This window comes from Amycolatopsis echigonensis, from assembly GCF_002846615.1.
Lineage (GTDB): Bacteria > Actinomycetota > Actinomycetes > Mycobacteriales > Pseudonocardiaceae > Amycolatopsis > Amycolatopsis echigonensis.
The window spans coordinates 3,700,713-3,726,187 of the sequence record NZ_PJMY01000003.1 but is presented as its reverse complement, the minus strand read 5'-3'; the positions used below and the strand labels follow the sequence as shown (position 1 = coordinate 3,726,187).

Genomic DNA, 25,475 nt, shown 5'->3' with positions numbered 1-25,475 from the left:
GGAGAGGTGACTGATGGCCCCCTGATCGTCCAGTCCGACAAAACCGTGCTGCTCGAGGTCGACAATCCGCGTGCCGACGACGCGCGGATCGCGATCGCGCCGTTCGCCGAACTGGAACGAGCGCCCGAACACGTGCACACCTACCGGATCACCCCGCTCGCGTTGTGGAACGCGCGCGCCGCCGGGCACGACGCGGAACAGGTGGTGGACGCGCTCACCACGTATTCGCGCTTCCCGGTGCCGCAGCCGCTCTTGATCGACGTCGTGGACGTGATGGGCCGGTTCGGGCGGCTGCAGATCGCCAACCACCCGGCGCACGGCCTGGTCATGACCACCACCGACCGCGCGGTGCTGGAAGAGGTCTCGCGCAACAAGAAGATCAGCCCGATGCTGGGCTCGCGGATCGACGACGACACGGTGATCGTGCACCCGTCCGAACGCGGGCGGCTCAAGCAGGCGCTGCTGAAGGTCGGCTGGCCCGCCGAGGACCTCGCCGGGTACGTGGACGGCGAAGCGCACCCGATCGATCTCGCCGAGGAAGACTGGCACCTGCGCGACTACCAGCGGCAGGCGGCGGAAGCGTTCTGGGCGGGCGGTTCCGGCGTCGTCGTGCTGCCGTGCGGCGCGGGCAAAACGCTGGTCGGCGCCGCCGCGATGGCGCACGCCAAGGCGACCACGCTGATCCTGGTCACCAACACCGTCGCCGGGCGGCAGTGGAAGCGCGAACTAGTCGCGCGCACGTCGCTCACCGAGGACGAGATCGGCGAGTACTCCGGGGAGAAGAAGGAGATCCGGCCGGTCACCATCGCGACGTACCAGGTGGTCACGCGCAAGACCAAGGGCGAGTACCGGCACCTGGAGCTGTTCGATTCGCGCGACTGGGGCCTGGTCGTCTACGACGAGGTGCACCTGCTGCCCGCGCCGGTGTTCCGGATGACCGCGGACCTGCAGTCGCGGCGGCGGCTCGGGCTGACCGCCACGCTGGTGCGCGAGGACGGCCGCGAGGGCGACGTGTTCTCGCTGATCGGCCCGAAGCGGTACGACGTGCCGTGGCGCGACATCGAAGCGCAGGGCTGGATCGCGCCGGCGGAATGCACCGAGGTGCGGGTGACGCTCACGGAAAACGAGCGGCTGCAGTACGCCACCGCGGACTCCGACGAGCGGTACAAACTGGCCGCCACGGCGATGACGAAAATCCCGGTGATCCGGTCCATTGTGGACAAGCATCACGGCGAGCCGACCCTGGTGATCGGCGCGTACCTCGACCAGCTGGAGATGCTCGGCGCGGAGCTGGAGGCCCCGGTCATCCAGGGCTCGACGCGGAACAAGGAGCGCGAGGAGCTGTTCGACAAGTTCCGCCGCGGCGAACTGCGCACGCTGGTGGTGTCGAAGGTGGCGAACTTCTCGATCGACCTGCCGGAAGCGTCGGTGGCGATTCAGGTGTCGGGCACGTTCGGCTCACGGCAGGAGGAAGCGCAACGCCTCGGCCGGCTGCTGCGTCCGAAGGGCGACGGACGGCAGGCGCATTTCTATTCGATCGTGTCGCGGGACACTGTGGACACGGAGTACGCGGCACACCGGCAGCGGTTCCTGGCCGAACAGGGGTACGCGTACCACATCGTCGACGCGGAGGATCTGCGGCGGCCGCTGTGAATTACGAGCCGAGGTAACGGAGAACGGCCAGCACGCGGCGGCTGTAGCCCTTCTCCTGCGGCAGGTCGAGCTTGTCGAAGATCGCGTTCGCGTGCTTCTCCACGGCGCTCTGCGAGACGAACAGCAGCGTGGCGATGCTCGCGTTCGTGTGGCCCTGCGCCATTTTCTCCAGAACATCGCGCTCGCGCGGGGTCAGCCGGGCGAGCGCGTCCTCGTGCGAGGTGCGGGCGACCAGCCTGCGCACCACCTCCGGATCGAAGGCCGCGCCGCCGGCCCCGACCCGATCCAGTGCGTCGAGGAAGTCGCCGACCTGCGCCACCCGGTCCTTGAGCAGGTACCCGACGCGGCCGCCGTCGCCGCCGATCAGCTTTGCGGCGTAACGTTTCTCGACGTACTGGGACAGCACGAGCACCCCGGTGTCCGGCCAGCGTTCGCGGATTTCCAGCGCGGCACGCAGTCCTTCGTCGGTGTGGGTCGGCGGCATGCGAACGTCGGTGACGACCACGTCGGGCTGGTGTTCGGCGGTCGCTTCGAGGAGTTTCTCGCCATCGCCCACCGCGGCGACCACGTCGTGGCCTTCCTCCGCCAGCAGCCGTACGAGACCTTCCCTGAGCAACGTCGCGTCCTCGGCCAGGATCACTCGCACGGCAGCGTCACCCGCACTATAGTTGGCCCGTTTTCGGGGCTCTGCAAGGAGAATTCGCCGTCCATCGCCGCCACCCGCCTGGCTAGTCCAGACAATCCGCCGCTCGAGCCGACTCGGGCACCGCCGCAACCGTCGTCGGTGATCTCGGCGACGAGCTTGGTTTCTTCCTGGCGGACGTCAATGGTGACCTTGTTGGCGCTGGCGTGTTTGGCCGCGTTGGTGACCGACTCGGAAGCCACGAAATAGACCACCGTCGCCTGCTCCGGCGAGGGCTCGCCGAGCGCGTAACGAAGGTCGACCGGGATCGTGGCGCGCTCGGCCAGAGACTCCAGCGCGGCCTCGAGACCGCTTTCGTCCAGCGCGATCGGGTACACGCGCCAGCTCACCTCTCGCAGCTCGCGCAACGCTTCCTGCGATTCTTCGTGCGCCTGCCGGACCAGCTCAGCCGCTCGGCGGGCGTCGTCCGCCCGACGCGCCCTGCCCAGCAGGACCCCCAACGCGACCAGCCTTTGCTGCACCCCGTCGTGCAGGTCACGCTCGATGCGGCGACGTTCTTCGTTGACGGCCTCGACCACTTCGCTCCGGGTAGTCGCCAGCTCGGAAACCCTGCGCCGCAACAGTTCCTGACTGCTCGGCCCGAAGAACCGCCGCGCCAGCCGACGATCGAGTCCGGCCACGCCGATCAGGCCCTGTCCACAAAGGAATATCGCGATCGCGCCGAGGACCAGCACCGGCAGCCAGTCCAGGAGGGTCCCCTCTCCCGCACCGCCAGGAGCCTGTCCGGAAACCAGTTGGACGAAGTAGAACGCCCCTGCTCCGACACCCGCGCCGATGCACACCCACACTCCCAGCGCGAGCAGACCGGTGAGGCTGCGTGGGACGAGGTATTGGAGGGCGCGTCGGCCGTCGTAGTCGTCGCCGTTGCTGGCGTCGAAGAACCGCTGCTGCCGGGCGCGTTCTGCTTCGGCGAGCCTGCGCGCGCCGCGGAAGACCCGCAGCCGGGCGGCGGGGATGACGAGGAGCGGCGCGGCGAGTACCAGGTACGACACCTCGATGAGCGCCGTCAGCGCGCCTAGGCCGACGCCCGCCGTCCGGCGCAGCACTCGCGGTCTGTTCACGTTGATCAGGCTAGCCAGTCTGGTCGGGGCGGAGTACTGCGGTTTTCCGCAATTCTCCGGGTGGCCGACAGCAATGTGTTGCGCGCCTTGGCTTTCTACCTTCGACGACGTTGTCTCCGTCGTGAAAGGACTCCCCGTGCACCTCTTGCTCGCCGCCCCCGCCGAACCCCTCACCGGACTGGCCGGGTGGGCCGTCGGACTGATGGACTCGCTCGGCGGCATCGGCGCCGCGATCGTCGTCGGCCTGGACAACCTGTTCCCGCCGATCCCCAGCGAACTCGTCCTCCCGTTAGCCGGCTTCTCCGCGAGCCGCGGCACCTTCAGCCTGGCCGGAGCCCTCTTCTGGACGACGCTGGGCTCGCTGGCCGGAGCCGTGATCGTCTACTGGCTAGGCGCTCTGCTCGGCCGCGACCGGTGCCGGGCGCTGCTCGGCCGCCTGCCGCTGATGGACGCCGCCGACTTCGACCGGACCGAAGCGTGGTTCACCCGGCATGGCGGGAAGGCGGTGTTCCTGGGCCGGATGGTGCCGATCTTCCGCAGCCTGATCTCGCTGCCGGCTGGCGTCGAACGGATGCCGTTCGGCCGCTTCCTGCTGCTGACGACGGCCGGCAGCCTCCTGCGGAACACCGCGTTCGTCGTGGCCGGGTATGTGCTCGGGGAGAGCTGGTCGCTGGTGGACCGGTACGCGTCGGTGTTCCAGTACGTCGTGCTCGCCGCGGTGGCGATCGCCGTCGGCCTGTTCGTCGCGGTCCGGGTGCGCCGCGTCTCCCGGCGCTGACTCTTTCCGCCCTCGACCTGGGCTTTCGCCAGATTCACTCGAACGGACGAGCGAGTGGTGCCCTGGAAATTGTCGGTGGTTCGAACTACTGTTCGATCTGCAGGTACCGAACACCAGTTCGAGGGGAAGCTCATGACGATCGCACCGTTCCGCCCCGGCGTCGGGGCACCGCCGGTCCAGACCTTGCCGCCAGGGCGCTGGCACGGGCGGATCTGGGTGTCGGAGGAGCCGCTCGCGCGGCCGCAGCGGTACCTGAGCTGTGTCGCGGAGTTCGAGCGGTCGGGGCTGTGGCCCGTGCTGATCCCGCCCGACCAGCGCTTCACCGCCCGCGGCGAGGACTGGCTGGACGACCGCGGCCGCCTCGCTCCGGCCGGTCACCGCATCGGCAACGCCGACCCCGCCGAAGTACTGGCCCGCTGGTGGGACGGCTCGTGCTGTGGCGGAGCCTGCCTGCGCCCCTTCGGCACCCGCTTCCCCGGGCTGGCGAAACGCTCGCACCGCCGCTCGGACCCGCTGGCCGAGGCGGGCAACACCGGCTCGATCCTGACCGCCCGCACCCCGCACCGGCTCGGCCTGGTCCAAGCCGACCGTCCGGCCGACGTCCCGGCCCTCATCGGCTGGACGGGAATGATCAAGTCGACAGACCAGGTCGCGGAACTGTCAGCGGTCCTGCGCAGCTGGGAAGACCGCTTCGGCGCGACGCTGGTGACGTTGGGCTTCGACTCGCTCGAGTTGTCGGTCTCCGCCCCACCCCGCACCCACGCCAGGGCGCTGACAGTGGCGGCCGAGCACCGGGCCTTCAGCCTCCCGACATACCTCGCCCAGCCGGGGAATTTGCGGGAGTACGCGACGTCCCTGGTACAGAGCCGACGGTGGCGATTCTCGTGGGCCTGAGGAAATGAGGAGGTGCGGACTGCGGGGCCGAAGGCGGCGCAGGCTCCGCCGATGCCGCTCCGGATCCGCCGGTCTCCAACGGCACAGCGAGGCTTGGCGGAGCTGGCGGGCCCGGCGGATACGGCGACGCTGACGGATCCGTCGGCGGGGGAGCTGACGGATCCGTCAAACGCGGCAGGATCCATCGGCTCCGGCGGAGCTGGCGGACCTCCCCAGGAAGGCGGCGTCCGGCAGCGCCAGGCGATCCGTCGAACCTGGCCGCTAGCTGGCGGATACGGCGGCGCCGACCGATCCGTCGACGGAGGGAACTGAGCGATCCGTCCAACCCGCCAGGATCCATCGGACCCGGCGAAGCTGCGGCCCCCACAAAGACGGCGGCATCCGGCAGCGCCGGGCGATCCGTCGACCTGACCGCGAACTGGCAGGCACGGCGACGTCGGCGAATCCGTCGGGCCGGGCAGACCTGACCGTCTCGACGGAGCCTCACCGGCCAGCGCGGCAGGGACATCCGACGGGTCTCATCGGCTTGGCCGACTCGTCACAGCCCGGCGGCCGCGGGCACGGCGAGGCGAGGCGAGGCGAGGCGAGGCGAGGCGAGGCGAGGCGAGGCGAGGCACGATAGTGACCGCGTCGAGCACTGAGCCAGACCCCTCAGACAAGCCTCGCGCCGCGCGTCACTCCAATGACGCCGCAGCCGCACGCAGATCCCGTAGCGCCGCCAGCGCGTAGTGCGCGAGACCGTGCTCACTGTCGCGCTCAGCTTCGGACCACTGCGTATAGCCCCGCTTGAACGCGATGACCCCCAACTCAGCCGCAAGGTGTGCGGTCGGATCGGGGACCCCGCGCGCGACCAGCGCGGAAGACATCGCAGCCGCGAGGCCGACGTTCTTGAGCGCGTCCCGTTCCTGAAGCTCGGTGCTGGCCGCCACCGCGGCCTTGAGGCGAGGGCCGAGTTCTCGGTTCGCCGGCCCCATCGCCCCGGACGCTCGTTCGAGACCGGCCGCGACTGCCTCCAGTGGGCTGGCTTCCGCGGGTGCCTCGGCGATTCCCTCGGAGAGCAGCCGGCTCAACGTCTCCTGACCGGCGACCAGCAACTCCCGCTTGTCGGAGAAGTGCCGGAAGAACGTGCTCTTGGTGACGCCCGCGCGTTCGGCGATCTGCGCGACGGTGGTGGCGTCGTAGCCCTGCTCGGTGAACAGGTCGACCGCCGCCACGACAAGCCGCTGCGTTGTCTCCGGTTGCCATCGGGCCATGAGCTCATCCTAGTGACGGGACAATAGTCCCGTCACTGTGTATGGTGACGGGACAAAGGTCTCATCATCTTGGGAGAGTCTCATGCAGGTTTTCGTCACCGGCGGTACGGGCACGATCGGCTCCGCGGTCGTGGCCGAACTGCTCGCCAACGGGCACACGGTTCTCGCGCTGGCCCGCTCGGACAAGTCCGCGCAGGCCCTCACTGACGCTGGCGCCCAGGTGCTGCGCGGGCAAATCGCCGACCTCGACGTCCTGCGGACCGGTGCCGCGCAGTCCGACGGCGTGATCAGCCTGGCGTTCGGCAGCGACTACAGCACCGAGGAAGCGCTCGCGCGATCGATCGCCGAAGAGAGCGCCGCCATGGCCGCGCTGGGAGAAGTACTTGTCGGCAGCGACCGTCCGATCGTCACCGTCTCGGGCACGCCGTGGGTTCCCGGCCGCGCTGCTACCGAAGACGATCCGCTGCCGACCGACGGTCCAGTCGCCGGCCGCGGCCGCTCGGTCAATGCGCTGCTGGCGATGGCTTCACGCGGCGTGCGCGCCACGGCGGTCCGCATGCCGCGCACAGTCCACAACGAGGGCCAGGGCGGCTTCGCCGGACTGCTCACCGAACAGGCGCGCCGCACCGGCGTGGTCGGCTACCCCGGCGACGGCACCCAACGCTGGCCAGCCGTGCACGCACGCGACGCGGCGGCCCTGTTCCGCCTGGCGCTCGAATCAGCACCGGCCGGAACGGCCTGGCATGCCGTAGCCGACGAGGGCGACGCGGTCCGCGACATCGCGGCCGTCATCGGCCGACGGCTCGGCTTGCCAGTCGAACCGGTGCCGCAGGAAAACTTCGGCCCGTTCGGCCCGATCTTCGCCCGGGACCAGCCCGCCACCAGCGTCCGTACGCGCGAAGTCCTCGGCTGGCAGCCCACGCACCCGAACCTGCTCGAGGACCTGGAGAACCTCCAGCCGTAAACCTCGGGTCCGACGGTTTCCTGCTCGCTCTGACCGACCTCCCGGCACCGCGCAAGCTCATCGACGCGGCCACGCAACATGCCCCCAACGTCGCGACTCCGTTCGACATCGTCCCGCGCCCACCGGGCGGTCAGGTCATCAGCTCCACGCACGTCTAGCACTCCGGTATCCGGGCCGCGACTGTTGTGACCGCCGCAGCCCGGCGAACAGGACATCTGTCCCAATAATCAGCCCAGCTGTCCCAAAGGCTGGGTTTCCGCGACCGTCCAGACGGGAATCCCCGGGCACGAAAGGCGGTGAGCGAAATCGGCCAGATCCGAGTGGGCACGTCCGGCTGGCGATACCCGCCGTGGCGCGGCGCGTTCTACCCGTCTGGACTGCCGCAACGACGCGAACTCGAGCACCTCTCCCGGCAGATGAACGCCGTCGAGATCAACGGGTCCTTCTACTCGCTGCAGCGACCGGAGCGCTACCTCGGCTGGCGCGCCGAAACCCCAGCCGGATTTCTGTTCGCCGTCAAGGGCGGCCGGTTCATCACGCACCTCAAACAGTTGCGGGACGTCGAAACCGCGCTCGCCAACTTCTTCGGCTCCGGCGTCCTCGCGCTCGCCGACAAACTGGGACCGTTCCTCTGGCAACTCCCAGCGCGGCTGGTCTTCGACCCCGATCGGGTTTCGACGTTCCTCAGCCAACTCCCCCGCACCACCACCGAAGCAGCCACGCTCGGAGCGAAACACGACGACAAACTCAAGTCCCCGCCGTTTCTGGAACCAGGACCCGACCGACCGATGCGGCACGCGCTCGAAGTGCGCCACCCGAGCTTCACCACGAGCGAAGCGCTGGATTTGCTCAAAAAACACCAGGTAGCCCTGGTGACCTCCGACGCCGCCGCGCCGTGGCCGTACCGGGAGGACCAGACCACTGATTTCAGTTATGTCCGGTTGCATGGCGCGGAAGAGCTCTACACCAGCAATTACTCCGACTCAGCCCTGCGCGCCTGGGCCGCGAAGATCACCGAATGGCACGACAACGGCCGCCGCGACGTGCACGTCTACTTCGACAACGACAGCAAAGTCGCGGCCCCGCACAACGCCGTCACGCTCGCCCGCCTGCTCGGCCTCCCCGCAGAACCCGACCCGACACAGTGAGCGGACAGTGAGCGCACTCCGGTTGGGTAGTGGCACGGGCCGCCGGTGGTCTACGTGCTGCCGCTGGGGGTCGGCACGCGGACCACCGCGCCCCGCTGCCCTCAGGTGAACAACAGGAAACACTCTGTCAAACGGCGGAAGTTGGCCCTGGTGCCAGGCAACTGTGCTTGCCCACTTCGCGCCGGGATGTTCCAGCCGCGCCACCTGCCAGACCCCGCACCATCTCGGACCGCGGCGATCTGGCCGAAGCCACCCGGTCGAGTGCCCCTTCGCACCTGCTCCGCGCCGGAGTGGTCCAACCAATCTCGCGCCGCAGCGGTAAGGCTGGACCTCCTTCCACCGCAAGCCGGTCGACCGCGCTGGCATCCGCATCAGAGTGGCCTAGCCAGCCAACTGCCTAACCGCACACAACCAACAACCCCGCGCCACGGCGGAGCTGCCGTCGCGCATGTGCGCACTGCGGCACTGCGGCTTTGCGGCCGATCCTCATCCACGTCCGCCTGATCCAGCTCGTCGATGGCCAGACCCGCGCGCAGCCAGTAATTCCACGTTGCGGCAATCCGGTCTTGCGGCGTTGCGGCGTTGCGGCGTTGCGGCGTTGCGGCGTTGCGGCGTTGCGGCGTTGCGGCGTTGCGGCGTTGCGGCGTTGCGGCGTTGCGGCCGAAGCTAGCCCCCTTGACCCACCCCAGCCAACTGCGCCGCACCCGATTCGCATCCGGATGATCCAACCGCGTCAAGAACCGCGCAGCCAGCGATCCGGCACTGCGGCACTGCGGCACTGCGGCACTGCGGCACTGCGGCACTGCGGCAGAAGCTAGCCACGTTTACCCACCCCAGCCAACCGCGCCCGTGCCCGAGCCGGACGGCCCAACCGCATCAACAACCTTGCCCAGCCAGCGATCCCGAGCCCGGCATCGCGGCATCACCGCCGAAACTACCCCCGCACCAACCCAGCCAGCTGCGCCCGCACCCGGTCCGCGTCCGGGTGGTCCAGCCTCGTCAACAACCGGACCGCGCGTAGCCAGCAGTCTCGGGCCGCGGCGGTGCGGCCGTAGCGTAGGTGTGCGGTGCCGAGTTCCGACAGCACATCCGCGGCCTCATACTCCTCGTCCATCGCGAAGAACATGTCGACTGCCTCGGACAGACACTCGATTCCCTCCACGTGCCGCCCCAAGCCCAGCAACGCGCGGGCCCTCGCGGCTAACGAAAAGCGGCCCTGCGGCAGGTCGTCTGGAGGGACCAAAGCCAGCGCCTCGTCCGCGAGCGACAGGGCCTGCGGGTAGTCGCCCATCATCGCGCACAGGTCACCCAAGGCGCGCAAAACGTTCGCCTCCACCGAGGTGAATCCCAGTTCCCGCGTGATTTCCAGCGACCGCAGGCCATGCCGGTACGCCTCCGGGAAGTCCTCGATGTTCTGCGCGGTCATCGCCAGGTTGTAACGCGCCCGCGCCTCCCCCGGCAGCGAGCCGAGTTCCAGCTGCACAGCCAGCGCCTGCTCGAGATACTCGCGCGCCAGCACGTAGTTCCGCGCGACTCCCTCGATCACGCCGAGTCCATTGAGGATCGCCGCTTCACCCTGCCGCTCACCGGAATTCCGCGCCGCCCGCAGGCCGATCTCGAAGACGTACCGCCATTCGTCGACCCGTGCGCGGCCGGCGAAATAGGTGAACAGCGACCACGCCAGTCGCCAGCACCGCGCGTACTGGCCGATCCGGAACGACCATTGGATCACCGAGAGCAGATTCGCGTGTTCCTCGATAAACCAAGCCAGCGCCCGGTGGAAGTCCGAAAACTCGAGCGCACCCTCAGACGGGATCGGCCCGATTTCGTCCATCAGCTGGTGCGGACGCATCGCCAGACCCGCGTTCCGCGCCGACGCGATGAACCAGCCGAGCAATCGCGCGCTGGCCGCCGTGCGTTCGGCGGCGTCGTCTTCTTGTTCCGACAGTTCAGTGGCATAGGCGCGAATCAGGTCGTGAAACTGGTATCGGCCCGGTTTCGGCTGGGTGAGCAGGTGCGCCGAAACGAGCGTGTCGAGAGCGCCGCGAGTGTCCTTTTCAGACCTTCCGTTGAGCGCTACTGCCATACCCAGCGACAAATCCGGGCCGACCGACAGCGCCAGCAACCGCAGCAGCCTCGCCGCCGCTGGACACAAAACCCGGTAGGAATAAGAAAAGACCGTGCGGATGTTGGTCTCGTCGCCGTCGCCTAGGTCGAAAGTGCTCAACCGGCCGGCATCCGAGGGCAGCGCTGTCACGAACTCGTCCAGCGGCAGCCGCGGGAACTGCGCCGCGCGCACGGCGAGGATCCGGATCGCCAGCGGGAGTCCGCCGCAATACTGCACAAACCGGCCAGCCGCGACGGGATCCTCGTGCACCCGCTCGACCCCGATGGCCGAGGCGAGCAGTTCCACCGCTTCTTCACTGTCCAATTCAGACAGAGCGATTCGTCGGGCACCGTGTGTCGCGACCAGCCCGCGCAACTGCCAGCGGCTCGTCACCACGACGAGGCATCCCGGTCCAGGCAACAAGTAGCGCACTTGTTCGGTGCTGTTCGCGTTGTCCAGCACCACCAATAGCCGCCGTCCGGTAGTGTACGTGCGCCAAGTCGCCGCTCGTTCGTCCAAACCGGACGGGATTCGGTCGGCGGGAACACCCAGCGCGATGAGCATCGTCTCCAGCGCGGCGATCGGCGGCACCGGTGCGCCTGGACCGTAGCCACGCAAGTCCAGAAACACTTGACCACCGGTAAAACGGTCGGCAATCTGGTGTGCGAAGTGGACAGAAAGGGTCGTTTTACCCTGTCCGCCCATGCCTTCCACTGACGCGATGGGTGTGGAGGTCCCGTCGTCGAGGGCTTCCGGCAGCAACGCGCGCAAGGCTTTCAGATCCGCGGCTCGACCGGCGAAAGCACCCAGGTCGGCCGGAAGTTGGTGCGGTATATGGGGTTCCAGAGGCGTCCGGAACCGGGTGCCCGCGTCGCCGCCCAGTACCAGCCGGTGTGCGCGCTGCAGTCCGGCACCGGGGTCCAAACCCAGTTCCTCGGCGAGCAATCCGCTGATCCGCCGGTACACGTCCAGCGCCTCGGCCTGCCGTCCGGAGCGAAGCAGCGCGTACATCAACTGCTCGTGCGGTCGTTCCCGCAGCGGATTTTCGCGCGTCAACCGCTCCAACTCGGGCACGACGGTGTCGTGCTCACCGACGGTCAGCAACGTCTCGGCCCACAGCTCGCGCACCCGCGTGCGCTCCTCGGCGAGCTGCCCGACCTCGTCCCGGTGCAGCGTGTCCGACTCCACGTTCTGCAGCGCCGAACCCCGCCACTGTCCCAGCGCTTCCTCGAAATACCCCGCCGCCCGCCGGTGTTCGCCTCGTTCCGCCGCGCTGCGGCCCCTCGCCGCGAATTGCCGGAACCGGCCGAGGTCAATCGCGTTCTCGTCGACTTCCAGCAGGTAGCCGCCGCGTTCGGTGCGGATCGACGCGCCGTCGCCGAGCGCCCGCCGCAACCGCAGGACATACGTCTGCAGCGCGCCCTTCGACCGGCGCTGGTCGTCGCCCCACAGCCAGTGGCTGAGCACGTCGACCGACACCAGCCGGTTGGCCCGCAGCAGCAGTCCGGCGAGCACGATCAGCGGGCGGCTGCCGCCCAGCGGCACCACCTGGTCCCCGGCCAGCACCTCGGCCGGGCCGAGCACCCGGAAGTCGAGGCCGTCCACACGTTCCATTGTGGCGTTGAGACGGCCCCCGCGGCACCTAGGTTCCGCCGCGGCGGCGATGGCATGATCGGCAGTCATGCAGGTCTACGCGCTCCCGCTGCACACCCGGTTCCGGGACATCACCGTCCGTGAAGGGCTGTTGCTCCGCGGTGCCGCCGGCTGGGGCGAGTTCTGCCCGTTCGCGGACTATTCGGACACCGAAAGCGTTCCCTGGCTCGCCGCCGCGCTCGAGGCGAGCGAAGAAGGCTGGCCCGAACCGGTCCGCGACCGCATTGAGGTGAACGCGACAGTCCCCATCGTGTCGCCGGAACGCGCGCACGAACTGGTCCGAACCTCCGGCTGCCGCACCGCGAAGGTCAAGGTCGCCGACAAACGCGCGACGCTGGCCGAGGACTGCGCGCGCATCGAAGCGGTGCGCGACGCGCTGGGTCCGTCCGGCGCGATCCGGGTCGACGCCAACATGGCATGGGATGTCGACACCGCCGTGCACGCGCTGGGCGAGCTGGACCGCGCGGCCGGTGGGCTGGAGTACGCCGAGCAGCCGTGCCCGACCATCGACGACCTGGCCGCCGTTCGACGCCGGGTGTCGGTGCGGATCGCGGCCGACGAATCGATCCGCCGCGCGGAAGATCCGCTGAAGGTCGCGGTCGCGGGAGCTGCCGACATCGCGGTGCTCAAGGTCGCCCCGCTCGGCGGAGTACGGCGTGCGCTGGAGGTCGCGGAGGCGTGCGGCCTGCCGTGCGTGGTGTCGTCGGCGGTCGAGACAAGTGTCGGGCTGGCCGCCGGGCTCGCCCTCGCCGGAGCCTTGCCGGAGCTGCACTTCGCCTGCGGACTCGGCACGATGTCGTTGCTGCGCGGGGATGTCTGCACCGCCACGCTGTCCCCTGTGGACGGTTATCTGCCAGTGCTGCGGCAAGCGCCGGAACCCGACGCCTACGCCGAATTCGCCGCGTCGCCCGAGGTGGAAGCGGCGTGGCTGGACCGGTTCGAGCGGGTCCGGAAGATCAGCGGATAAGGGAGACTTCAGGGTCGCGGCCCCAGGGCTTTCTCCGGGACGTTCCCGGATGTGCGGCGGGCTCCCGGCGCGGAGTATTGCTGGCATGACGGACAACGTGCAGGCCGCACCGGCCAAGAAGATCTTCCGCAGCCGCTCCGACCGCATGCTCACCGGCGTGTGCGGCGGATGGGCCAACTACCTCAACGTCGACCCCGCGGTGGTGCGGATCGCCGCGGTCGCCGGGGCCGTGCTCTCGGCCGGGGTGATCCTCCCGGTCTACGCCGCCGCCGCGGTCCTGACGCCCGAAGACTGAGCCCAGGAACGGGCGAAGCCCGGCCCACCGCGAGGGTGAACCGGGCTTCGCCGGAAAAGCAGCCGAACTCAGAAGTCCATGCCACCCATGCCGCCGGACGGGTCGGCCGGAGCGGCAGCAGCCTTCTCCGGCTTGTCCGCGACGACAGCCTCGGTGGTCAGGAACAGCGCCGCGATGGAAGCGGCGTTCTGCAGCGCGGAGCGGGTGACCTTCGTCGGGTCCGGCACGCCGGCCGCGAGCAGGTCCTCGTACTCGCCGGTGGCGGCGTTCAGGCCGTGGCCCTGCGGCAGGCCCTTGACCTTCTCCGCCACGACGCCGCCCTCGAGACCGGCGTTGATCGCGATCTGCTTGAGCGGAGCCTCGACGGCGACCTTGACGATGTTCGCGCCAGTGGCCTCGTCGCCCTCGAGCTTCAGGCCCGCGAAAGCGGCCTCGGCAGCCTGGATCAGGGCCACGCCACCGCCGGCGACGATGCCCTCTTCCACGGCGGCCTTGGCGTTGCGCACCGCGTCCTCGATGCGGTGCTTGCGCTCCTTCAGCTCGACCTCGGTCGCGGCGCCGGCCTTGATGACGGCCACGCCGCCGGCCAGCTTCGCGAGCCGCTCCTGCAGCTTCTCGCGGTCGTAGTCCGAGTCGGAGTTCTCGATCTCCGCGCGGATCTGGTTGACGCGACCCTGGATCTGGTCGGCGTCGCCCGCACCCTCGACGATGGTGGTCTCGTCACGGGTGATGACGGCCTTGCGGGCACGGCCCAGCAGCGACAGGTCCGCGTTCTCCAGCTTGAGGCCGACGTCCTCGGAGATGACCTGGCCGCCGGTCAGGATCGCGATGTCCTGCAGGATCGCCTTGCGGCGGTCGCCGAAGCCCGGGGCCTTGACGGCGACGGACTTGAAGGTGCCGCGGATCTTGTTGACGACCAGGGTCGCCAGGGCTTCGCCCTCGACGTCCTCGGCGATGATCAGGAGCGGCTTGCCGGACTGGATGACCTTCTCCAGCAGCGGCAGGACGTCCTTGACGTTGGAGATCTTGGAACCGAAGAGCAGGACGTACGGGTCCTCCAGCTCGGCTTCCTGGCGCTCCGGGTCGGTCACGAAGTAACCGGACACGTAGCCCTTGTCGAAGCGCATGCCCTCGGTGAGCTCCAGCTCGAGCCCGAAGGTGTTGCTCTCCTCGACGGTGACGACGCCTTCCTTGCCGACCTTGTCCAGCGCCTCGGCGATCAGCTCGCCGATGGTGCGGTCAGCGGCCGAGATCGAGGCGGTAGCAGCGATCTGCTCCTTGGTCTCGATCTGGACGGCGGCCTTGTGCAGCTGCTCGGTGATGGCCTCGACGGCCGCCTCGATGCCGCGCTTCAGCGAGATCGGGTCGGCACCGGCCGCGACGTTGCGCAGGCCCTCGCGCACGAGCGCCTGGGCGAGCACGGTGGCGGTGGTGGTGCCGTCGCCCGCGACGTCGTCGGTCTTCTTGGCAACTTCCTTGACGAGCTCGGCCCCGATCTTCTCCCACGGGTCCTCGAGCTCGATCTCCTTGGCGATGGAGACACCGTCGTTGGTGATCGTCGGCGCGCCCCACTTCTTTTCGAGCACGACGTTCCGGCCCCGCGGGCCGAGGGTCACCTTGACGGCTTCGGCGAGGGTGTTCAAGCCGCGCTCAAGACCGCGGCGGGCGTCCTCGTCGAACGCGATCAGTTTGGCCATTGCGGTGTGGTCCTCCGGTATTGGGCGCCACCGCCGCGCTGTCTCCAGCGGCGGCAGCAGGACACGTCCTCGGCCAGGCTCGGTGCCCGCGACGGACGACTGACCGGTGGGTCAGCCTCACCGTCCCGACCTTCAGGCAGGCGGTCGGTGACCGCTCGCCTAGCACTCGACGGCGTCGAGTGCCAATGCCGTGTTTAGCACTCTCCGGGGTCGAGTGCAAGGAGCGCAGGTCAGCGCCAGTGCCCGGCGGGACCGGGTCGACCCGGTCAGTGGCTCGGCTGGATGTGGATCGACGACGGCGGCGGGCGCAGCGACGACGGGCCGGCCGACTTCGAGCCGCCCGGACCGACCGGGATGTTGGGCGCCGAGGACGTCGGAGCGGTGCCGCCGTTGTCCTTGTCGTCCCCGCCGAAGAGGAAGATCGCGCCGACGACCAGGCCAGCCACGACGAGCACCCCGAGCGCGATCCACAGCCACTTCAGGCCGCCGCTCTTGGGCTTCGTTTCGAACGCGCCCGCGCCGCCTGCCGGGGACGGCGGGCGCAACCGCATCGGGTCGCCGAAGGCCTGGTTCGGGTGCCCCTGCTGGGTGGGTTGAGCGGGGTAGCCGGACTGGTTCGGGTAGCCGCCGTAGCCGGGCGGGGGGCCTTGCGGTGGCTGCTGGCCCGGCTGGCCGGGGTAGCCGTAGCCGGGAGGTGGGCCCGCCGGTGCCTGGCCGGGGTAGCCCTGCTGGCCAGGGTGCGGCTGTCCGGGCTGTGCTGGATAACCGGGCGGGGGCTGGTTGCCGTAACCGGCTGGGCCGCCGTAGCCGCCTTGGGCGGGGTATCCCGCTTGGCCGGGTTGCGGGGTGCCCCAACCACCGGGGACGCCCTGCCCGCCGGGAGAGCCCGCGCCGGGCGCACCACCGCCGGGACCGCCCTGTCCCGCAGCTCCGGGAGCTCCAGGCTGCCCGCCGGGACCAGCGCCAGGTCCGCCAGGGCCGCCTTGCCCAGCCGGTCCGCCAGCCCCGGATCCCGAACCGCCGGGTCCGCCGGTGCCGCCAGGTCCTTGCTGCATGCCCGCCTCCGGAAGTCCGTTCGGCCGGGCGGGGCCCGGCGGGGTGTCCGAGGTCGCGAGCGAGCCGAGCGCGACCCGGGCCGCGGCGATCATCGCGACGCAGCTCGGGTAGCGGTCGTTCGGGTTTTTCGCCATGCCCTTGCGGATCACGTCGTCCACGGCGGCCGGGAGCGCGACCACGCTCGCCACCGACGGCGGTTCTCCGCCGAGGTGGCCCTTGATGACGGTGGGGACGTCGCCGCGGAACGGCGGGGTGCCGGTCAGGCAGGCGAACAGCACGCAAGTGAGGGCGTACTGGTCGGTGCGGCCGTCGAGCGGTTCGCCGCGCAGGTGTTCCGGCGCGGCGTAGGTGGGCGAGCCGAGGAAGTCGCCGCCGCGGGTGCGGTGGCCGGTGGCTCCGCGGCGGGTGAGACCGAAGTCGGCGACGTAGACGTGCTCGCGCGAGGTCTCGCGGCTGGTGACGAGGACGTTGGCCGGTTTGACGTCAAGGTGCACGAGGCCGTGGTTGTGCAGCGTGTCGAGGGCGTCGGCGACCTGGTCGAGCAGGCTGAGCGCGCGGGACGGGCTGATCGGGCCCGCGGACATGAGGCCGGCGAGGTCCCCGCCGTCGACCATCCGCATGGCGATGTAGAGCATGCCGTCGAGCTCGCCGAAGTCGTACAGCGGCACGACGTTGGCGTGGTCGATCGCGGAGGTGTTGCGTGCCTCGTCGACGAACCGCTCGCGGAACTCGGCGTCGGCGCCGAGGTGGTCACCGATGACCTTCAGCGCCACCTTGCGGCCGAGCCGCGTGTCCGTGGCCTGATAGGTCACGCTCATGCCGCCCTTGCCGAGCACCGAGTCGATGCGGTAGTGGCCCAGCTGGCGACCGGTGAGGTCCCCCGACACGTCGCCTGTCACGCAGCGCAGCTTAACGCGCCGGTATCCGCTGCCACTGCCGGTTCGCCCAACCGGTCAGCGGACCTGCCTCGCTAGACCTTGCGGACGTCCGCGGCCTGGCTTCGGCCGTCGCGGCCGGACTGGACTTCGAACTCCACCCGGTCGCCCTCGTCGAGAGTGCGGAATCCGTCGGCCTGGATGGCCGAATAGTGAACGAAGACGTCCGGGCCTTCGGGGGATTCGATGAACCCGTAGCCCTTTTCCGAGTTGAACCACTTGACGGTGCCGACTGCCACGGCGCCCTCCCTCGGGACGAGAATCCGCTGTCCATCAGCGTGCGAAGTGCAGTTCACGCTACCGGAATCAGCGCTCCCGGCAATGGGGTAATCGGCAGATTCCTCTTACGCCCGCGCTACTCGCCGGTTGCGTGATTGGACGAGGACGGTCCCCGGTCCGGCGAAATCGAGGACGAGCCCTTCGCCCGTCCGCAGCGATTGCGGGCCGCTCGGGTCGAGCGCGCGCAACCGGCATTGCACGGTGTCGGGATAGGCGAGGAGATAGTCCGGGCGCACGGTCACGATCTCGCCGCGGCCGAGGTCGAACGAGTCGACCGGGCCGGGCGCGGTGAGCAGGAGCGGGCCGCGGCCGCTGTAGTGCTCGAGGAACCCGGAATCGGCGCCGAACAACTGCTGCAGCGGGGCCCAGTTCTGGTCGACGCGGACCGTGCTCGGCCGGGCGAGCACGCCGTCGCGGTGCACCGACCAGCCGGTGGACCCGGTGAGTTCGAGCGGGTAGACGTCGCCGGGGCCCAGCGGGGCCAGGTCGACCCAGCCGCCCTCCTGCGGTGCGGTGAACACCGAACGGCCGCCCTTGCGGCCGCGGTTCTGGTTCGTCTCCGCCACGTTGAAGCTGCTGGCCAGCAACGTTTCCGCGACGGCCTGCACGGCTTCGCCGGGGGCGAGCAGTACGCGGGCGACGCCGAACCCCGGCGTGTGCCTGGTGTGGACGCGCATGTCAGCGGGGCGTCGCGAGCGCGGCGCGCCCGGGCTGGTTGCGGACCCGAAACTGCATCAGAACTCTCCCCGTACTCCCCGGCTTGTGCCGGGAGAGTGTTGCACGACGGGCAGCAAGAGGGAGGATGGTCCGCGTGATCTCCGTCGACGCCTACCGCGAGACCGTGACCGAACTGCTCGGCCGCGCCCCTGTCCGCACTGTTCCCGTGGCCGAGGCCGCCGGGCTCGTCCTGGCCCGTGACGTGCTCGCCGGCGTGGCGCTGCCGCCGTTCGACAACTCCGCGATGGACGGGTACGCCGTGCGCGCCGCGGACGTCGCCGAGGCGCCGGTGACGCTCCCCGTGGCCGACGACATCCCGGCTGGCCGGGTCGACGTCAAACCGCTCGAATCGGGTACCGCTCAGCGGATCATGACCGGCGCGCCGCTGCCGCCGGGCGCGGACGCGATCGTGATGGTCGAGGATACCGACCGCGGTACGTCGGAAGTCCGGATCTCCCGCGCGGCCGCGGCGGGCAACCACATCCGCCGGACCGGCGAGGACGTCACGAAGGGGGCCGTCGCCCTGCACGCGGGCACCGTCCTGAGCCACGCGCACCTCGGTCTCGCCGCGGCGGTCGGCTTGGCGGAACTGGAGGTGTACCGGCCGCTGTCGGTGCTGGTGGTGTCGACCGGCACGGAGCTGGTGGAAGCCCCGAACCCGTTGCAGCACGGGCAAATCTACGAGTCGAACAGCGTGATGCTGGCGGCGGCGCTGCGGGAGCTCGGCTGTCAGGTCGAGGTCGTGCGGAGCGTCGTCGATGAGGTGGAGGAATTCCGCAAGATCATCGAGCCGCGCCTGGAGTCGGTGGACCTGCTGATCACTTCCGGCGGGGTGTCGGCGGGCGCGTACGAAGTGGTGAAGGACGCGCTGACCGGGCAGGGCGTGGAATTCCAGAAGATCGCGATGCAACCGGGCGGCCCGCAGGGGTGCGGCCGGTGGAACGGCGTGCCAGTGGTGACGCTGCCGGGGAACCCGGTGAGTGTGCTGGTGTCGTTCGAAGCGTTCCTGCGCCCGGCGGTGCTGTCGGCGATGGGCCATTCAGACGTGGACCGCCGGCGAGTGCGGGCCCGGTTGACCGAGGACATGACCTCTCCAGCCGGACGACGCCAGTTCCGGAGGGGGTTCTTCACGCCGGTTCTCGGCGAGGTGACCGGAATGGTCGGGCCGAGGGGCGGGCCGGGATCGCATTTGCTGGCGGCGTTTACGCAGGCGAACTGCCTGATTGTGCTGCCGGAGGAGGTTTCGGAGGTTTCGGAGGGGGACGAGGTAGAGGTGTTGCTGCTTTAGCGCTGGGAGAGAGGGGTTGCTGCCGGAAAATCCCGCGCCCGCCGCAACGGGCCCACGAGCAGCACTCCCAGCGAAGCCAGCTGAATGCCCACCATCGCGAACATGGCTACCCGTACCCCGGCCGCTTGTCCGAGCGCTCCGCCCAGCAGCGCGCCCAGCGGGATCGTGCCGTAGTTGACCATCGCTGAGCTCGCGCTGATCCGTCCGTAGAGATGACGCGGGCAATACCGCTGCCGGAACGTCGCGCCCAGCACGTTCGACCCCACCACGCCCGCCGCGATTCCTGCTCCGGCAAGGACAAACAGCGTCGAGCCCCATCCGGACTGAGCCAGCGGGCCCAGCAGCATCGCCGGGACCACCAGCGCTTCGCACCACAGGAAACCCCGAGCGGTGCCGGTCCGGCGGGCCACGCGGCTCACCAGCGTCGCGCCGAGCACCCCGCCGACCTCGCCTAGAGCGAGCACAAGTCCGACGGCACCCGGGCCTTGACCAAGCACGTCAACCAGGAACACCACTGCCACCGCGAAAAAGCCGTTCAGGGCCAGGTTCGCGACCCCGCCGGACAGAACCAGCATCCGCAGGTAAGGGTCCCGGGTCACGATTCGCATGCCTTCGGCGATTTCGGTGCGCAAGCGCGTTCGCGGGCGCGGAGATGGTTCGTCGGCGCGCAAAATACCTAAGCATAGTGCGGAAAACCCGAAGCTCAGCGCATCCACGAGCACCCCACTGACTGGTCCGAACGACGAAGCCAGCAGTCCAGCCAAACCAGGACCGCCGACTTGCGCGGCGGACTCCGCACCCTGGAGCCGGACGTTGGCTCCCAATAGATCCGCATCGTCCACGACAGACGGAAGGAAAGCTCGATAGGCAAGGGAAAAGAAGACCTTAGCAAAGCCGCCCACCAAAGCGGCAGCCAAAAGCACCCTGACAGAAAGAGAGCCAAAAGCCCACGAAACAGGAACGGCGAGAAAAGCAGCCATCTGGATGACGTCGCAGATGAGCATCACTCGCCGTTTAGGCCACCGGTCGACCCAAGCCCCGGCAGGCAACCCCACCGCGAGCCACGGAACCCACGCGGCAGCGGTCAGCGAAGCGACCTCGAACGTCGAGGCGTGCAGAACCAGCAACGCTACCAACGGAACCGACGCACTGGCCACCGCGCTGCCGACCGTGCTGACCGTCTGCCCAGTCCACAAGAGACGGAACGCGGCGCCTCTCACGGCTGTGCTCTGAACCCACGCCCAAACACGAAGACCGGCTGCCGTTCCGTCGAAGGATCAGAAGCCGACCTAGCACCGAATTCCTGGAAAAGCGCGGCCATCCGATCGTTCAACTCCGCCAATTCCGCAGGCGTCAACCGCATCCACGCATCAGTCGAGAACCACGCGTCGCGCCATTCCTTCGGAGCCGTCTCCATTTCCGAAAGCCAGGCCCGCGACAACGTCGTCTGCCGATCGAGGCTCACCGCCTCCGCGACATCCGCCACCGGGTCCCCGGCGAAGTCCGAAGTGACCCACGACAACGTGTCGGACGGGCGCCGCCACCACCGTTCTCGCCGATCCCGCGCCAACTCCGGCGCTTCGACCACCAGACCGGCCCCGGAAAGCACCTTCAAGTGGTGGCTCACGTTGCCCACCGCCTGCCCGGTTTTCTCCGCGAGCACCGACGCGGTGGCCGGGCCGTCCAGCTTCAGCATGTCCAGCAGGCGGCGGCGCAACGGATGCGACATCGCGGCCAGCACCTGGGAATCGCGGACCTCCATATTGCACAAGAGTAGTTGCACAAGAACTCTTGTGCAATAGCCCGCGGGTATCCTCGAGGCATGGGCATCATCCTGTGGATCGTCTTCGGCGCGCTGGTCGGCTGGATCGCGAACCTCGTGGTCGGCGGCCGGGAACGGCAGCGGCAGGGCTGTCTCGTCAGCGTGCTGGTCGGCGTGGTCGGGGCGGCCCTCGGCGGTTTCATCTACCGGCTCGCGACCGGTGAGCAGCAGCACTTCGACTTCGATTTCCCGAGCTTCGGCGTCGCCATCCTCGGCGCGGTCGTGCTGCTGCTCGTGCTGCGGCTGGTCGGAGCCGCGACCTCGAGCCGCCGCGATCGTGACCGTTGGTAACGGTTTTCCGACGAACCGTCAGAACACCTGGTGCGCGGGCTAAACTGATCCGTTCCGCGGCCGGGTGCGTGCTTCGTCGGGGGACGCACGCACCCGGGCCGCGGCCCGCACGAGCCGAGCGGCGTGAACAGGGTCGACGAGCTGCGGAACGGGCGTCGAAACGACATCCCGGCGCCAGGCGCGCAACAGCTGCGCGAGCAGATCGGGTACCGCCATCGTCTCCCTCGCCAGGTCGGCCCGGGCACCGGTCCCGAGCGGCGTCAACTACTCGGTGTTATCGGATTGTTCGACGCGTCGTTACCGGTTTGTGGTCGCGCCCACCCGTGCCGCGGCGACCCTTACGACCAGGGGCCGCCGGGTCCGCCGCAGGCGGGCGGTAGCGTGGGGAAGCCCAAATCGGACCCTTACACCGACCGAGACGAACAGCGGGGAACTCGACCCATGAGCGGCCAGCCCACCGGTAACCCCCTCGCGCACGCTGTCCAGCTGGCCCGCGAGACGTTCCCGCCGATGCACCCGGCAGGACGGCCGTTCCTCTTCGGCGGCCTCGCCGCGACGCTCGTGCTGCGCCGGTTCTCCAAGCGCCTCGGCGTGGTCGGCGGGCTCGCCACCGCTGGCATGGCGGCGTTCTTCCGCGAGCCGAAGCGCGTGCCCCCGGCGCGGGACAACGTCGCGATCTCGGCCGCCGACGGCACCGTCTCGCTCATCGAGGAAGCGGTCCCGCCCGCCGAGCTCGGCCTTCCCGCCGAACCGCGGATGCGGGTGAGCGTCTTCCTGTCGGTCTACGACGTGCACGTCCAGCGCACGCCGGCGGCGGGCGTGATCTCGAAGGTCGCGTACAAGCCGGGCAAATTCCTTTCCGCGGACCTCGACAAGGCGAGCGAGGTCAACGAGCGCAATTCGCTGGTGCTGCACACCGTCGACGGCCACGAGCTCGTCGTCGTGCAGATCGCCGGGCTGGTCGCGCGCCGCATCCGGTGCGACGTCCGCGAGGGCGACAAGGTGTCCGCGGGCGACACCTACGGCATCATCCGCTTCGGCTCGCGCGTCGACACTTACCTGCCGCCAGGCAGCCGGGTCGTGGTGGCCAAGGGCCAGCGCACCGTTGGCGGCGAAACCGTGCTCGCCGAACTTCCTGTGCAGGGAGAAAGCTGACCATGGTCCGCGTGACCACCCCGGGCGTCCGGCTGCTGCCGAACGCGATCACCGTGCTCGCGCTCTGTGCCGGTCTCTCCTCGGTGCAGTTCGCCCTCACCGGGAACTACGCCATGTCGATCGGCTCGATCGGCATCGCCGCCGTCCTCGACAGCCTCGACGGCCGCATCGCCCGGCTGCTCGACGCGACGTCCAAAATGGGAGCCGAACTCGACTCGCTGTCCGACGGCATCTCGTTCGGCGTCGCGCCCGCGCTGGTGCTCTACGTCTGGCAGTCGCACGGGGACCGCATCGGCTGGGTCGCGTCGCTGATCTTCGCGGTCTGCATGATCCTGCGGCTCGCCCGCTTCAACACGCTGCTCGACGACACCGACCAGCCGCCGTACGCGGCCGAGTTCTTCGTCGGCGTGCCCGCACCGGCCGGCGGTCTGGTCGCGATGCTGCCGCTGATCGCGACGCTGCAGTGGGGCGACGGCTGGTGGTCCCAGCAGTACGTCGTCTTCGTGTGGACCATCGCGGTCGCCGCGCTGCTGATCAGCCGCATCCCGACGCTGTCGCTGAAGACCGTGAAGGCCCCGGCGAAAGCGATCGCGCCGATCCTGGTCGGCGTCGGCCTGCTGGCCGCCGCGATCATCGTGTTCCCGTTGGTGGCGCTGGCGATCGCACTGGTGCTGTACCTGCTGCACATCCCGTACTCGGTCTACCGGCACCGCTGGCTCGCCGCGCACCCGGAGGCCTGGGAGGTGCCGCCGCGGGAGCGCCGCGCGATCCGCCGAGCCCGCAGCCACCGACGGCTGCGGTTGCGCCCGGCCTCGGGCCGCGTCGCCGGTGCGGCGATGCGCGCGGTGCGGCGGACCAACTCGGACCTGGTGCGGAGCCGGAATCTGCGGGAGCGGGACCACAGCTCGGCCACGTCCGGACCTACCCAGCGGCGGCGCAGCTGGCGTCGGATCGGCATCCGGCGCCGGTAGGTTCAGTCCCTTCCCCAGCGCGGACACCAGCAGGTCCGGTTGCGTCTCGAAATCCGGTCGGCAGTCGGCCTCGAACATTCGGGCCACGAGGCCGTCCAGCAGATCGGCCTGCTCGCGGTGGCCTACTCAACCCAGCGCGAGTTCTCCCCCGCCAACCGCCCGCCGGTGGACGACATCATTTCCTTCGACGGCTGGACGCGGCAGTAGCTCAGGCGGCGAACACCGCGCGAACCACAGACTCGTCACCGTCGATTTCGAGCATCCCGAGGGCTCGGGCGTCGTCGAGCGCGAGAGCGCCGGCGGCGAGGCCGAGGACGCAGGCCGGATCAGCGCGGACGGTGGCGTCGAGGTCACGGCCGTCCTGTGGGCTGACCTCGAAGCCGGAGCGCGTCGCGCGGAGCTGGAAGGGCGGGCCGCCGATGTCAAGGCCGACCGTCGCCGCGGTTCGGATCTTGACCCTGGCGTTGAGCAGGGCGGGAACGGCGAGCGCGAGCCATTCGGGGCGGAACGAATCGCCCTCCGGACCGCGGATCATCAACGGCGTGGACCAGCGGATCAGGCTCTCGATCGGTTCACGCAGCTCAGCGCCCCACGACGTGAGGGCGTACTCGACCGCATTGCCCTTGCCCGCCAGCCGCCGCTCCACCACACCCGCGGCCTCGAGGTCGCGGAGCCGGTCGGCGAGGAGGTTGGTCGCGATGCCCGGGAGCCCGTCGATCAGGTCCCGGTAGCGCGCGGGGCCGAGCAGGAGCTGGCGGACGATCAGCAGATTCCACCGGTCGCCGACGATTTCGAGGGACCGGGCGAGCCCGCAGTACTGGCCGTAGCTGCGCATCATGTCCATCCACTTGACAATCTCAAGTACGCTTGTCGTGCTCAAGCATAGGGGGCGACATGGCTGAGAGCGCACGGCCCGCCTGGGTCGATGACGACTTGTTCCCGTTCAAGAGCCGGTTTGCCGACATCGACGGGCACACCGTGCATTACGTCGACGAGGGATCCGGCCCGACTCTGCTGCTCCTGCACGGCAATCCGACCTGGTCATTCCTCTGGCGCGACGTGATCCGCGCACTCCGCGAAGACTTCCGGTGCGTCGCCCTCGACTACCCGGGCTTCGGGCTGTCGACGGCAAAGCCCGGTTACCGCTACCTGCCCGAGGAACACGCCGACGTGGTCACCGGGTTCGTCGACGCGCTCGGCCTCAGCGGGGCCACCCTGGTCGGACAGGACTGGGGCGGGCCGATCGGCCTGGCTGCCGCACAGCGCCGACCGGGCGTGTTCGAGCGGCTGGTCCTCGTCAACACCTGGGCCTGGCCGGTCAACGGCGACCCGTACTTCGAGGCGTTCGGGCTCCTCGGCGGCGGACCGCCGATCCGCTTTCTGGCCCGGCGGCTCAACCTCGTCGTCAAGGCGTTCCTCCCCATGGGCCACCGCAAGCGGAAGCTGACCGCGGCCGAAATGACCCACTACCGTCGCGCGATGGACACGCCCGAGCGACGCCAGGCCTCCGGCGTGCTCCCCGGCCGAATTCTCGGCAGCCGGGCCTTCTTCGCCGAGGTCGAGGCCGGCCTTCCCGCTCTCGCCGAACTGCCGACCCTGATCGTGTGGGGCAACGCTCAGATCGGCTTCCGCGCCCGGGAACGCGAACGGCTGGAAGCGACCTTCCCCCATCACCAGACCGTGGCCCTTGACGGCGTAGGGCTTTACGTGGAGTCCGACGCGCCTGAGGAGTTCGTCGCCGCGATTCGCGACTGGTCCGCGACGCAGACGCAGTAAGCGCGGTCCTCT

24 protein-coding genes are annotated in these 25,475 nt (G+C 69.4%); 13 read left to right on the top strand and 11 right to left on the bottom strand.

Translation table 11 applies throughout. From position 1 onward, the window contains the following. The first annotated feature begins 6 nt into the window (after nt 1–6). Complete coding sequence (locus ATK30_RS22625; RefSeq protein WP_101437311.1) at nt 7–1,653, top strand: DNA repair helicase XPB; 1,647 nt, start codon at nt 7–9, stop codon at nt 1,651–1,653. A gap of 1 nt (nt 1,654) precedes the next feature. Here the strand turns inward: ATK30_RS22625 and ATK30_RS22620 are convergent, their stop codons facing one another. Together ATK30_RS22620 and ATK30_RS22615 are read right to left on the bottom strand one after the other, a co-directional pair. Further along, the gene (locus ATK30_RS22620) at nt 1,655–2,299 is read right to left on the bottom strand and encodes a response regulator transcription factor (RefSeq protein WP_101437310.1); all 645 of its coding nucleotides are present in this window, start codon (nt 2,297–2,299) and stop codon (nt 1,655–1,657) included. Then, nucleotides 2,290–3,417 (bottom strand): sensor histidine kinase, encoded by a 1,128-nt coding sequence (locus ATK30_RS22615; RefSeq protein WP_101437309.1) that lies wholly within the window; start codon nt 3,415–3,417, stop codon nt 2,290–2,292. Before ATK30_RS22615 ends, ATK30_RS22620 begins: the two co-directional genes overlap by 10 nt. 136 nt (nt 3,418–3,553) lie before the next feature. On the opposite strand from ATK30_RS22615, the gene ATK30_RS22610 reads away from it, so the two are divergent. Further along, the gene (locus ATK30_RS22610; protein WP_208637769.1) at nt 3,554–4,195 is read left to right on the top strand and encodes a DedA family protein; all 642 of its coding nucleotides are present in this window, start codon (nt 3,554–3,556) and stop codon (nt 4,193–4,195) included. A 132-nt stretch (nt 4,196–4,327) separates the two neighbouring features. Next, on the top strand, nt 4,328–5,089 hold the full coding sequence (locus ATK30_RS22605; protein ID WP_101437307.1) for a DUF4253 domain-containing protein: 762 nt from the start codon (nt 4,328–4,330) through the stop codon (nt 5,087–5,089). A 674-nt stretch (nt 5,090–5,763) separates the two neighbouring features. Here the strand turns inward: ATK30_RS22605 and ATK30_RS22600 are convergent. Next, nucleotides 5,764–6,342 carry a TetR/AcrR family transcriptional regulator gene (locus tag ATK30_RS22600; protein ID WP_101437306.1) on the bottom strand — a complete coding sequence of 193 codons (579 nt, stop codon included), beginning with the start codon at nt 6,340–6,342 and terminating at the stop codon, nt 5,764–5,766. An 82-nt stretch (nt 6,343–6,424) separates the two neighbouring features. Here ATK30_RS22600 and ATK30_RS22595 point away from each other — a divergent pair, with 82 nt between their 5' ends. Together ATK30_RS22595 and ATK30_RS22590 are read left to right on the top strand one after the other, a co-directional pair. Next, a complete protein-coding gene (locus ATK30_RS22595; protein ID WP_101437305.1) occupies nt 6,425–7,306 on the top strand; it encodes an SDR family oxidoreductase in 882 nt (293 codons plus the stop codon). A 296-nt stretch (nt 7,307–7,602) separates the two neighbouring features. Beyond that, nucleotides 7,603–8,454, top strand: a complete 852-nt coding sequence (locus ATK30_RS22590) for a DUF72 domain-containing protein (RefSeq protein WP_101437304.1) — start codon at nt 7,603–7,605, stop codon at nt 8,452–8,454. Nucleotides 8,455–9,388: 934 nt separating this feature from the next. Here the strand turns inward: ATK30_RS22590 and ATK30_RS22580 are convergent. Then, the gene (locus ATK30_RS22580; protein ID WP_101437303.1) at nt 9,389–12,175 is read right to left on the bottom strand and encodes an AfsR/SARP family transcriptional regulator; all 2,787 of its coding nucleotides are present in this window, start codon (nt 12,173–12,175) and stop codon (nt 9,389–9,391) included. Nucleotides 12,176–12,242: 67 nt separating this feature from the next. On the opposite strand from ATK30_RS22580, the gene ATK30_RS22575 reads away from it, so the two are divergent. Both ATK30_RS22575 and ATK30_RS22570 read left to right on the top strand, forming a co-directional pair. Next, nucleotides 12,243–13,181, top strand: coding sequence for an o-succinylbenzoate synthase (locus ATK30_RS22575; protein ID WP_101437302.1), 939 nt, complete (start codon nt 12,243–12,245; stop codon nt 13,179–13,181). 85 nt (nt 13,182–13,266) lie between these two features. After that, nucleotides 13,267–13,476, top strand: coding sequence for a PspC domain-containing protein (locus ATK30_RS22570; protein ID WP_167441980.1), 210 nt, complete (start codon nt 13,267–13,269; stop codon nt 13,474–13,476). A gap of 68 nt (nt 13,477–13,544) precedes the next feature. Here the strand turns inward: ATK30_RS22570 and groL are convergent, their stop codons facing one another. The 4 genes from groL to ATK30_RS22550 all read right to left on the bottom strand — a co-directional run bounded on the left by groL (nt 13,545) and on the right by ATK30_RS22550 (nt 18,120). Next, nucleotides 13,545–15,173, bottom strand: a complete 1,629-nt coding sequence (groL, locus tag ATK30_RS22565) for a chaperonin GroEL (RefSeq protein WP_037361473.1) — start codon at nt 15,171–15,173, stop codon at nt 13,545–13,547. A 266-nt stretch (nt 15,174–15,439) separates the two neighbouring features. Continuing rightward, on the bottom strand, nt 15,440–17,128 hold the full coding sequence (locus ATK30_RS22560) for a serine/threonine-protein kinase (RefSeq protein WP_244194694.1): 1,689 nt from the start codon (nt 17,126–17,128) through the stop codon (nt 15,440–15,442). Nucleotides 17,129–17,199: 71 nt separating this feature from the next. Next, the gene (locus ATK30_RS22555; RefSeq protein ID WP_009083993.1) at nt 17,200–17,403 is read right to left on the bottom strand and encodes a cold-shock protein; all 204 of its coding nucleotides are present in this window, start codon (nt 17,401–17,403) and stop codon (nt 17,200–17,202) included. A 105-nt stretch (nt 17,404–17,508) separates the two neighbouring features. After that, nucleotides 17,509–18,120, bottom strand: coding sequence for an AIM24 family protein (locus ATK30_RS22550; RefSeq protein ID WP_101437300.1), 612 nt, complete (start codon nt 18,118–18,120; stop codon nt 17,509–17,511). A gap of 134 nt (nt 18,121–18,254) precedes the next feature. Here ATK30_RS22550 and moeA point away from each other — a divergent pair, with 134 nt between their 5' ends. Next, the gene (moeA, locus tag ATK30_RS22545; protein ID WP_101440998.1) at nt 18,255–19,448 is read left to right on the top strand and encodes a molybdopterin molybdotransferase MoeA; all 1,194 of its coding nucleotides are present in this window, start codon (nt 18,255–18,257) and stop codon (nt 19,446–19,448) included. Here the strand turns inward: moeA and ATK30_RS22540 are convergent. Beyond that, the gene (locus tag ATK30_RS22540; RefSeq protein WP_101437299.1) at nt 19,445–20,668 is read right to left on the bottom strand and encodes an MFS transporter; all 1,224 of its coding nucleotides are present in this window, start codon (nt 20,666–20,668) and stop codon (nt 19,445–19,447) included. The two genes, moeA and ATK30_RS22540, sit on opposite strands and share 4 nt — an antisense overlap. After that, nucleotides 20,665–21,210: an ArsR/SmtB family transcription factor gene (locus ATK30_RS22535; RefSeq protein ID WP_101437298.1), complete on the bottom strand. Its 546-nt coding sequence runs from the start codon at nt 21,208–21,210 to the stop codon at nt 20,665–20,667. The genes ATK30_RS22540 and ATK30_RS22535 overlap by 4 nt, the downstream gene beginning before the upstream one ends. A 60-nt stretch (nt 21,211–21,270) precedes the next feature. Here ATK30_RS22535 and ATK30_RS22530 point away from each other — a divergent pair, with 60 nt between their 5' ends. The 4 genes from ATK30_RS22530 to ATK30_RS45070 all read left to right on the top strand — a co-directional run bounded on the left by ATK30_RS22530 (nt 21,271) and on the right by ATK30_RS45070 (nt 23,894). Beyond that, complete coding sequence (locus ATK30_RS22530; protein ID WP_101437297.1) at nt 21,271–21,561, top strand: GlsB/YeaQ/YmgE family stress response membrane protein; 291 nt, start codon at nt 21,271–21,273, stop codon at nt 21,559–21,561. 441 nt (nt 21,562–22,002) lie between these two features. Beyond that, a complete protein-coding gene (locus ATK30_RS22520; RefSeq protein ID WP_101437295.1) occupies nt 22,003–22,716 on the top strand; it encodes a phosphatidylserine decarboxylase in 714 nt (237 codons plus the stop codon). A 2-nt stretch (nt 22,717–22,718) separates the two neighbouring features. Then, complete coding sequence (gene pssA, locus ATK30_RS22515) at nt 22,719–23,687, top strand: CDP-diacylglycerol--serine O-phosphatidyltransferase (RefSeq protein WP_101437294.1); 969 nt, start codon at nt 22,719–22,721, stop codon at nt 23,685–23,687. A 39-nt stretch (nt 23,688–23,726) separates the two neighbouring features. Then, entirely contained in the window at nt 23,727–23,894 is a 168-nt protein-coding gene (locus ATK30_RS45070; RefSeq protein WP_158242486.1) for a hypothetical protein, read from the top strand. Between the two features lies 1 nt (nt 23,895). Here the strand turns inward: ATK30_RS45070 and ATK30_RS22510 are convergent, their stop codons facing one another. Beyond that, nucleotides 23,896–24,531 carry a winged helix-turn-helix transcriptional regulator gene (locus ATK30_RS22510; RefSeq protein WP_244194693.1) on the bottom strand — a complete coding sequence of 212 codons (636 nt, stop codon included), beginning with the start codon at nt 24,529–24,531 and terminating at the stop codon, nt 23,896–23,898. 50 nt (nt 24,532–24,581) lie between these two features. On the opposite strand from ATK30_RS22510, the gene ATK30_RS22505 reads away from it, so the two are divergent. Then, the gene (locus ATK30_RS22505) at nt 24,582–25,463 is read left to right on the top strand and encodes an alpha/beta fold hydrolase (protein WP_101437293.1); all 882 of its coding nucleotides are present in this window, start codon (nt 24,582–24,584) and stop codon (nt 25,461–25,463) included. Nucleotides 25,464–25,475: the final 12 nt, after the last annotated feature.

Excerpts from the sequence above, each read along its gene's own strand:
- ATK30_RS22580 (WP_101437303.1), bottom strand. The coding sequence starts at position 12,175 with ATGGAACGTGTGGACGGCCTCGACTTCCGGGTGCTCGGCCCGGCCGAG.
- ATK30_RS22505 (WP_101437293.1), top strand. The coding sequence starts at position 24,582 with ATGGCTGAGAGCGCACGGCCCGCCTGGGTCGATGACGACTTGTTCCCG.
- ATK30_RS22575 (WP_101437302.1), top strand. The coding sequence starts at position 12,243 with ATGCAGGTCTACGCGCTCCCGCTGCACACCCGGTTCCGGGACATCACC.
- ATK30_RS22600 (WP_101437306.1), bottom strand. The coding sequence starts at position 6,342 with ATGGCCCGATGGCAACCGGAGACAACGCAGCGGCTTGTCGTGGCGGCG.
- ATK30_RS22605 (WP_101437307.1), top strand. The coding sequence starts at position 4,328 with ATGACGATCGCACCGTTCCGCCCCGGCGTCGGGGCACCGCCGGTCCAG.
- ATK30_RS22595 (WP_101437305.1), top strand. The coding sequence starts at position 6,425 with ATGCAGGTTTTCGTCACCGGCGGTACGGGCACGATCGGCTCCGCGGTC.
- ATK30_RS22530 (WP_101437297.1), top strand. The coding sequence starts at position 21,271 with ATGGGCATCATCCTGTGGATCGTCTTCGGCGCGCTGGTCGGCTGGATC.
- ATK30_RS22570 (WP_167441980.1), top strand. The coding sequence starts at position 13,267 with ATGACGGACAACGTGCAGGCCGCACCGGCCAAGAAGATCTTCCGCAGC.
- groL (WP_037361473.1), bottom strand. The coding sequence starts at position 15,173 with ATGGCCAAACTGATCGCGTTCGACGAGGACGCCCGCCGCGGTCTTGAG.
- ATK30_RS22535 (WP_101437298.1), bottom strand. The coding sequence starts at position 21,210 with ATGGAGGTCCGCGATTCCCAGGTGCTGGCCGCGATGTCGCATCCGTTG.
- pssA (WP_101437294.1), top strand. The coding sequence starts at position 22,719 with ATGGTCCGCGTGACCACCCCGGGCGTCCGGCTGCTGCCGAACGCGATC.
- ATK30_RS22550 (WP_101437300.1), bottom strand. The coding sequence starts at position 18,120 with ATGCGCGTCCACACCAGGCACACGCCGGGGTTCGGCGTCGCCCGCGTA.
- ATK30_RS22510 (WP_244194693.1), bottom strand. The coding sequence starts at position 24,531 with ATGGACATGATGCGCAGCTACGGCCAGTACTGCGGGCTCGCCCGGTCC.
- ATK30_RS22520 (WP_101437295.1), top strand. The coding sequence starts at position 22,003 with ATGAGCGGCCAGCCCACCGGTAACCCCCTCGCGCACGCTGTCCAGCTG.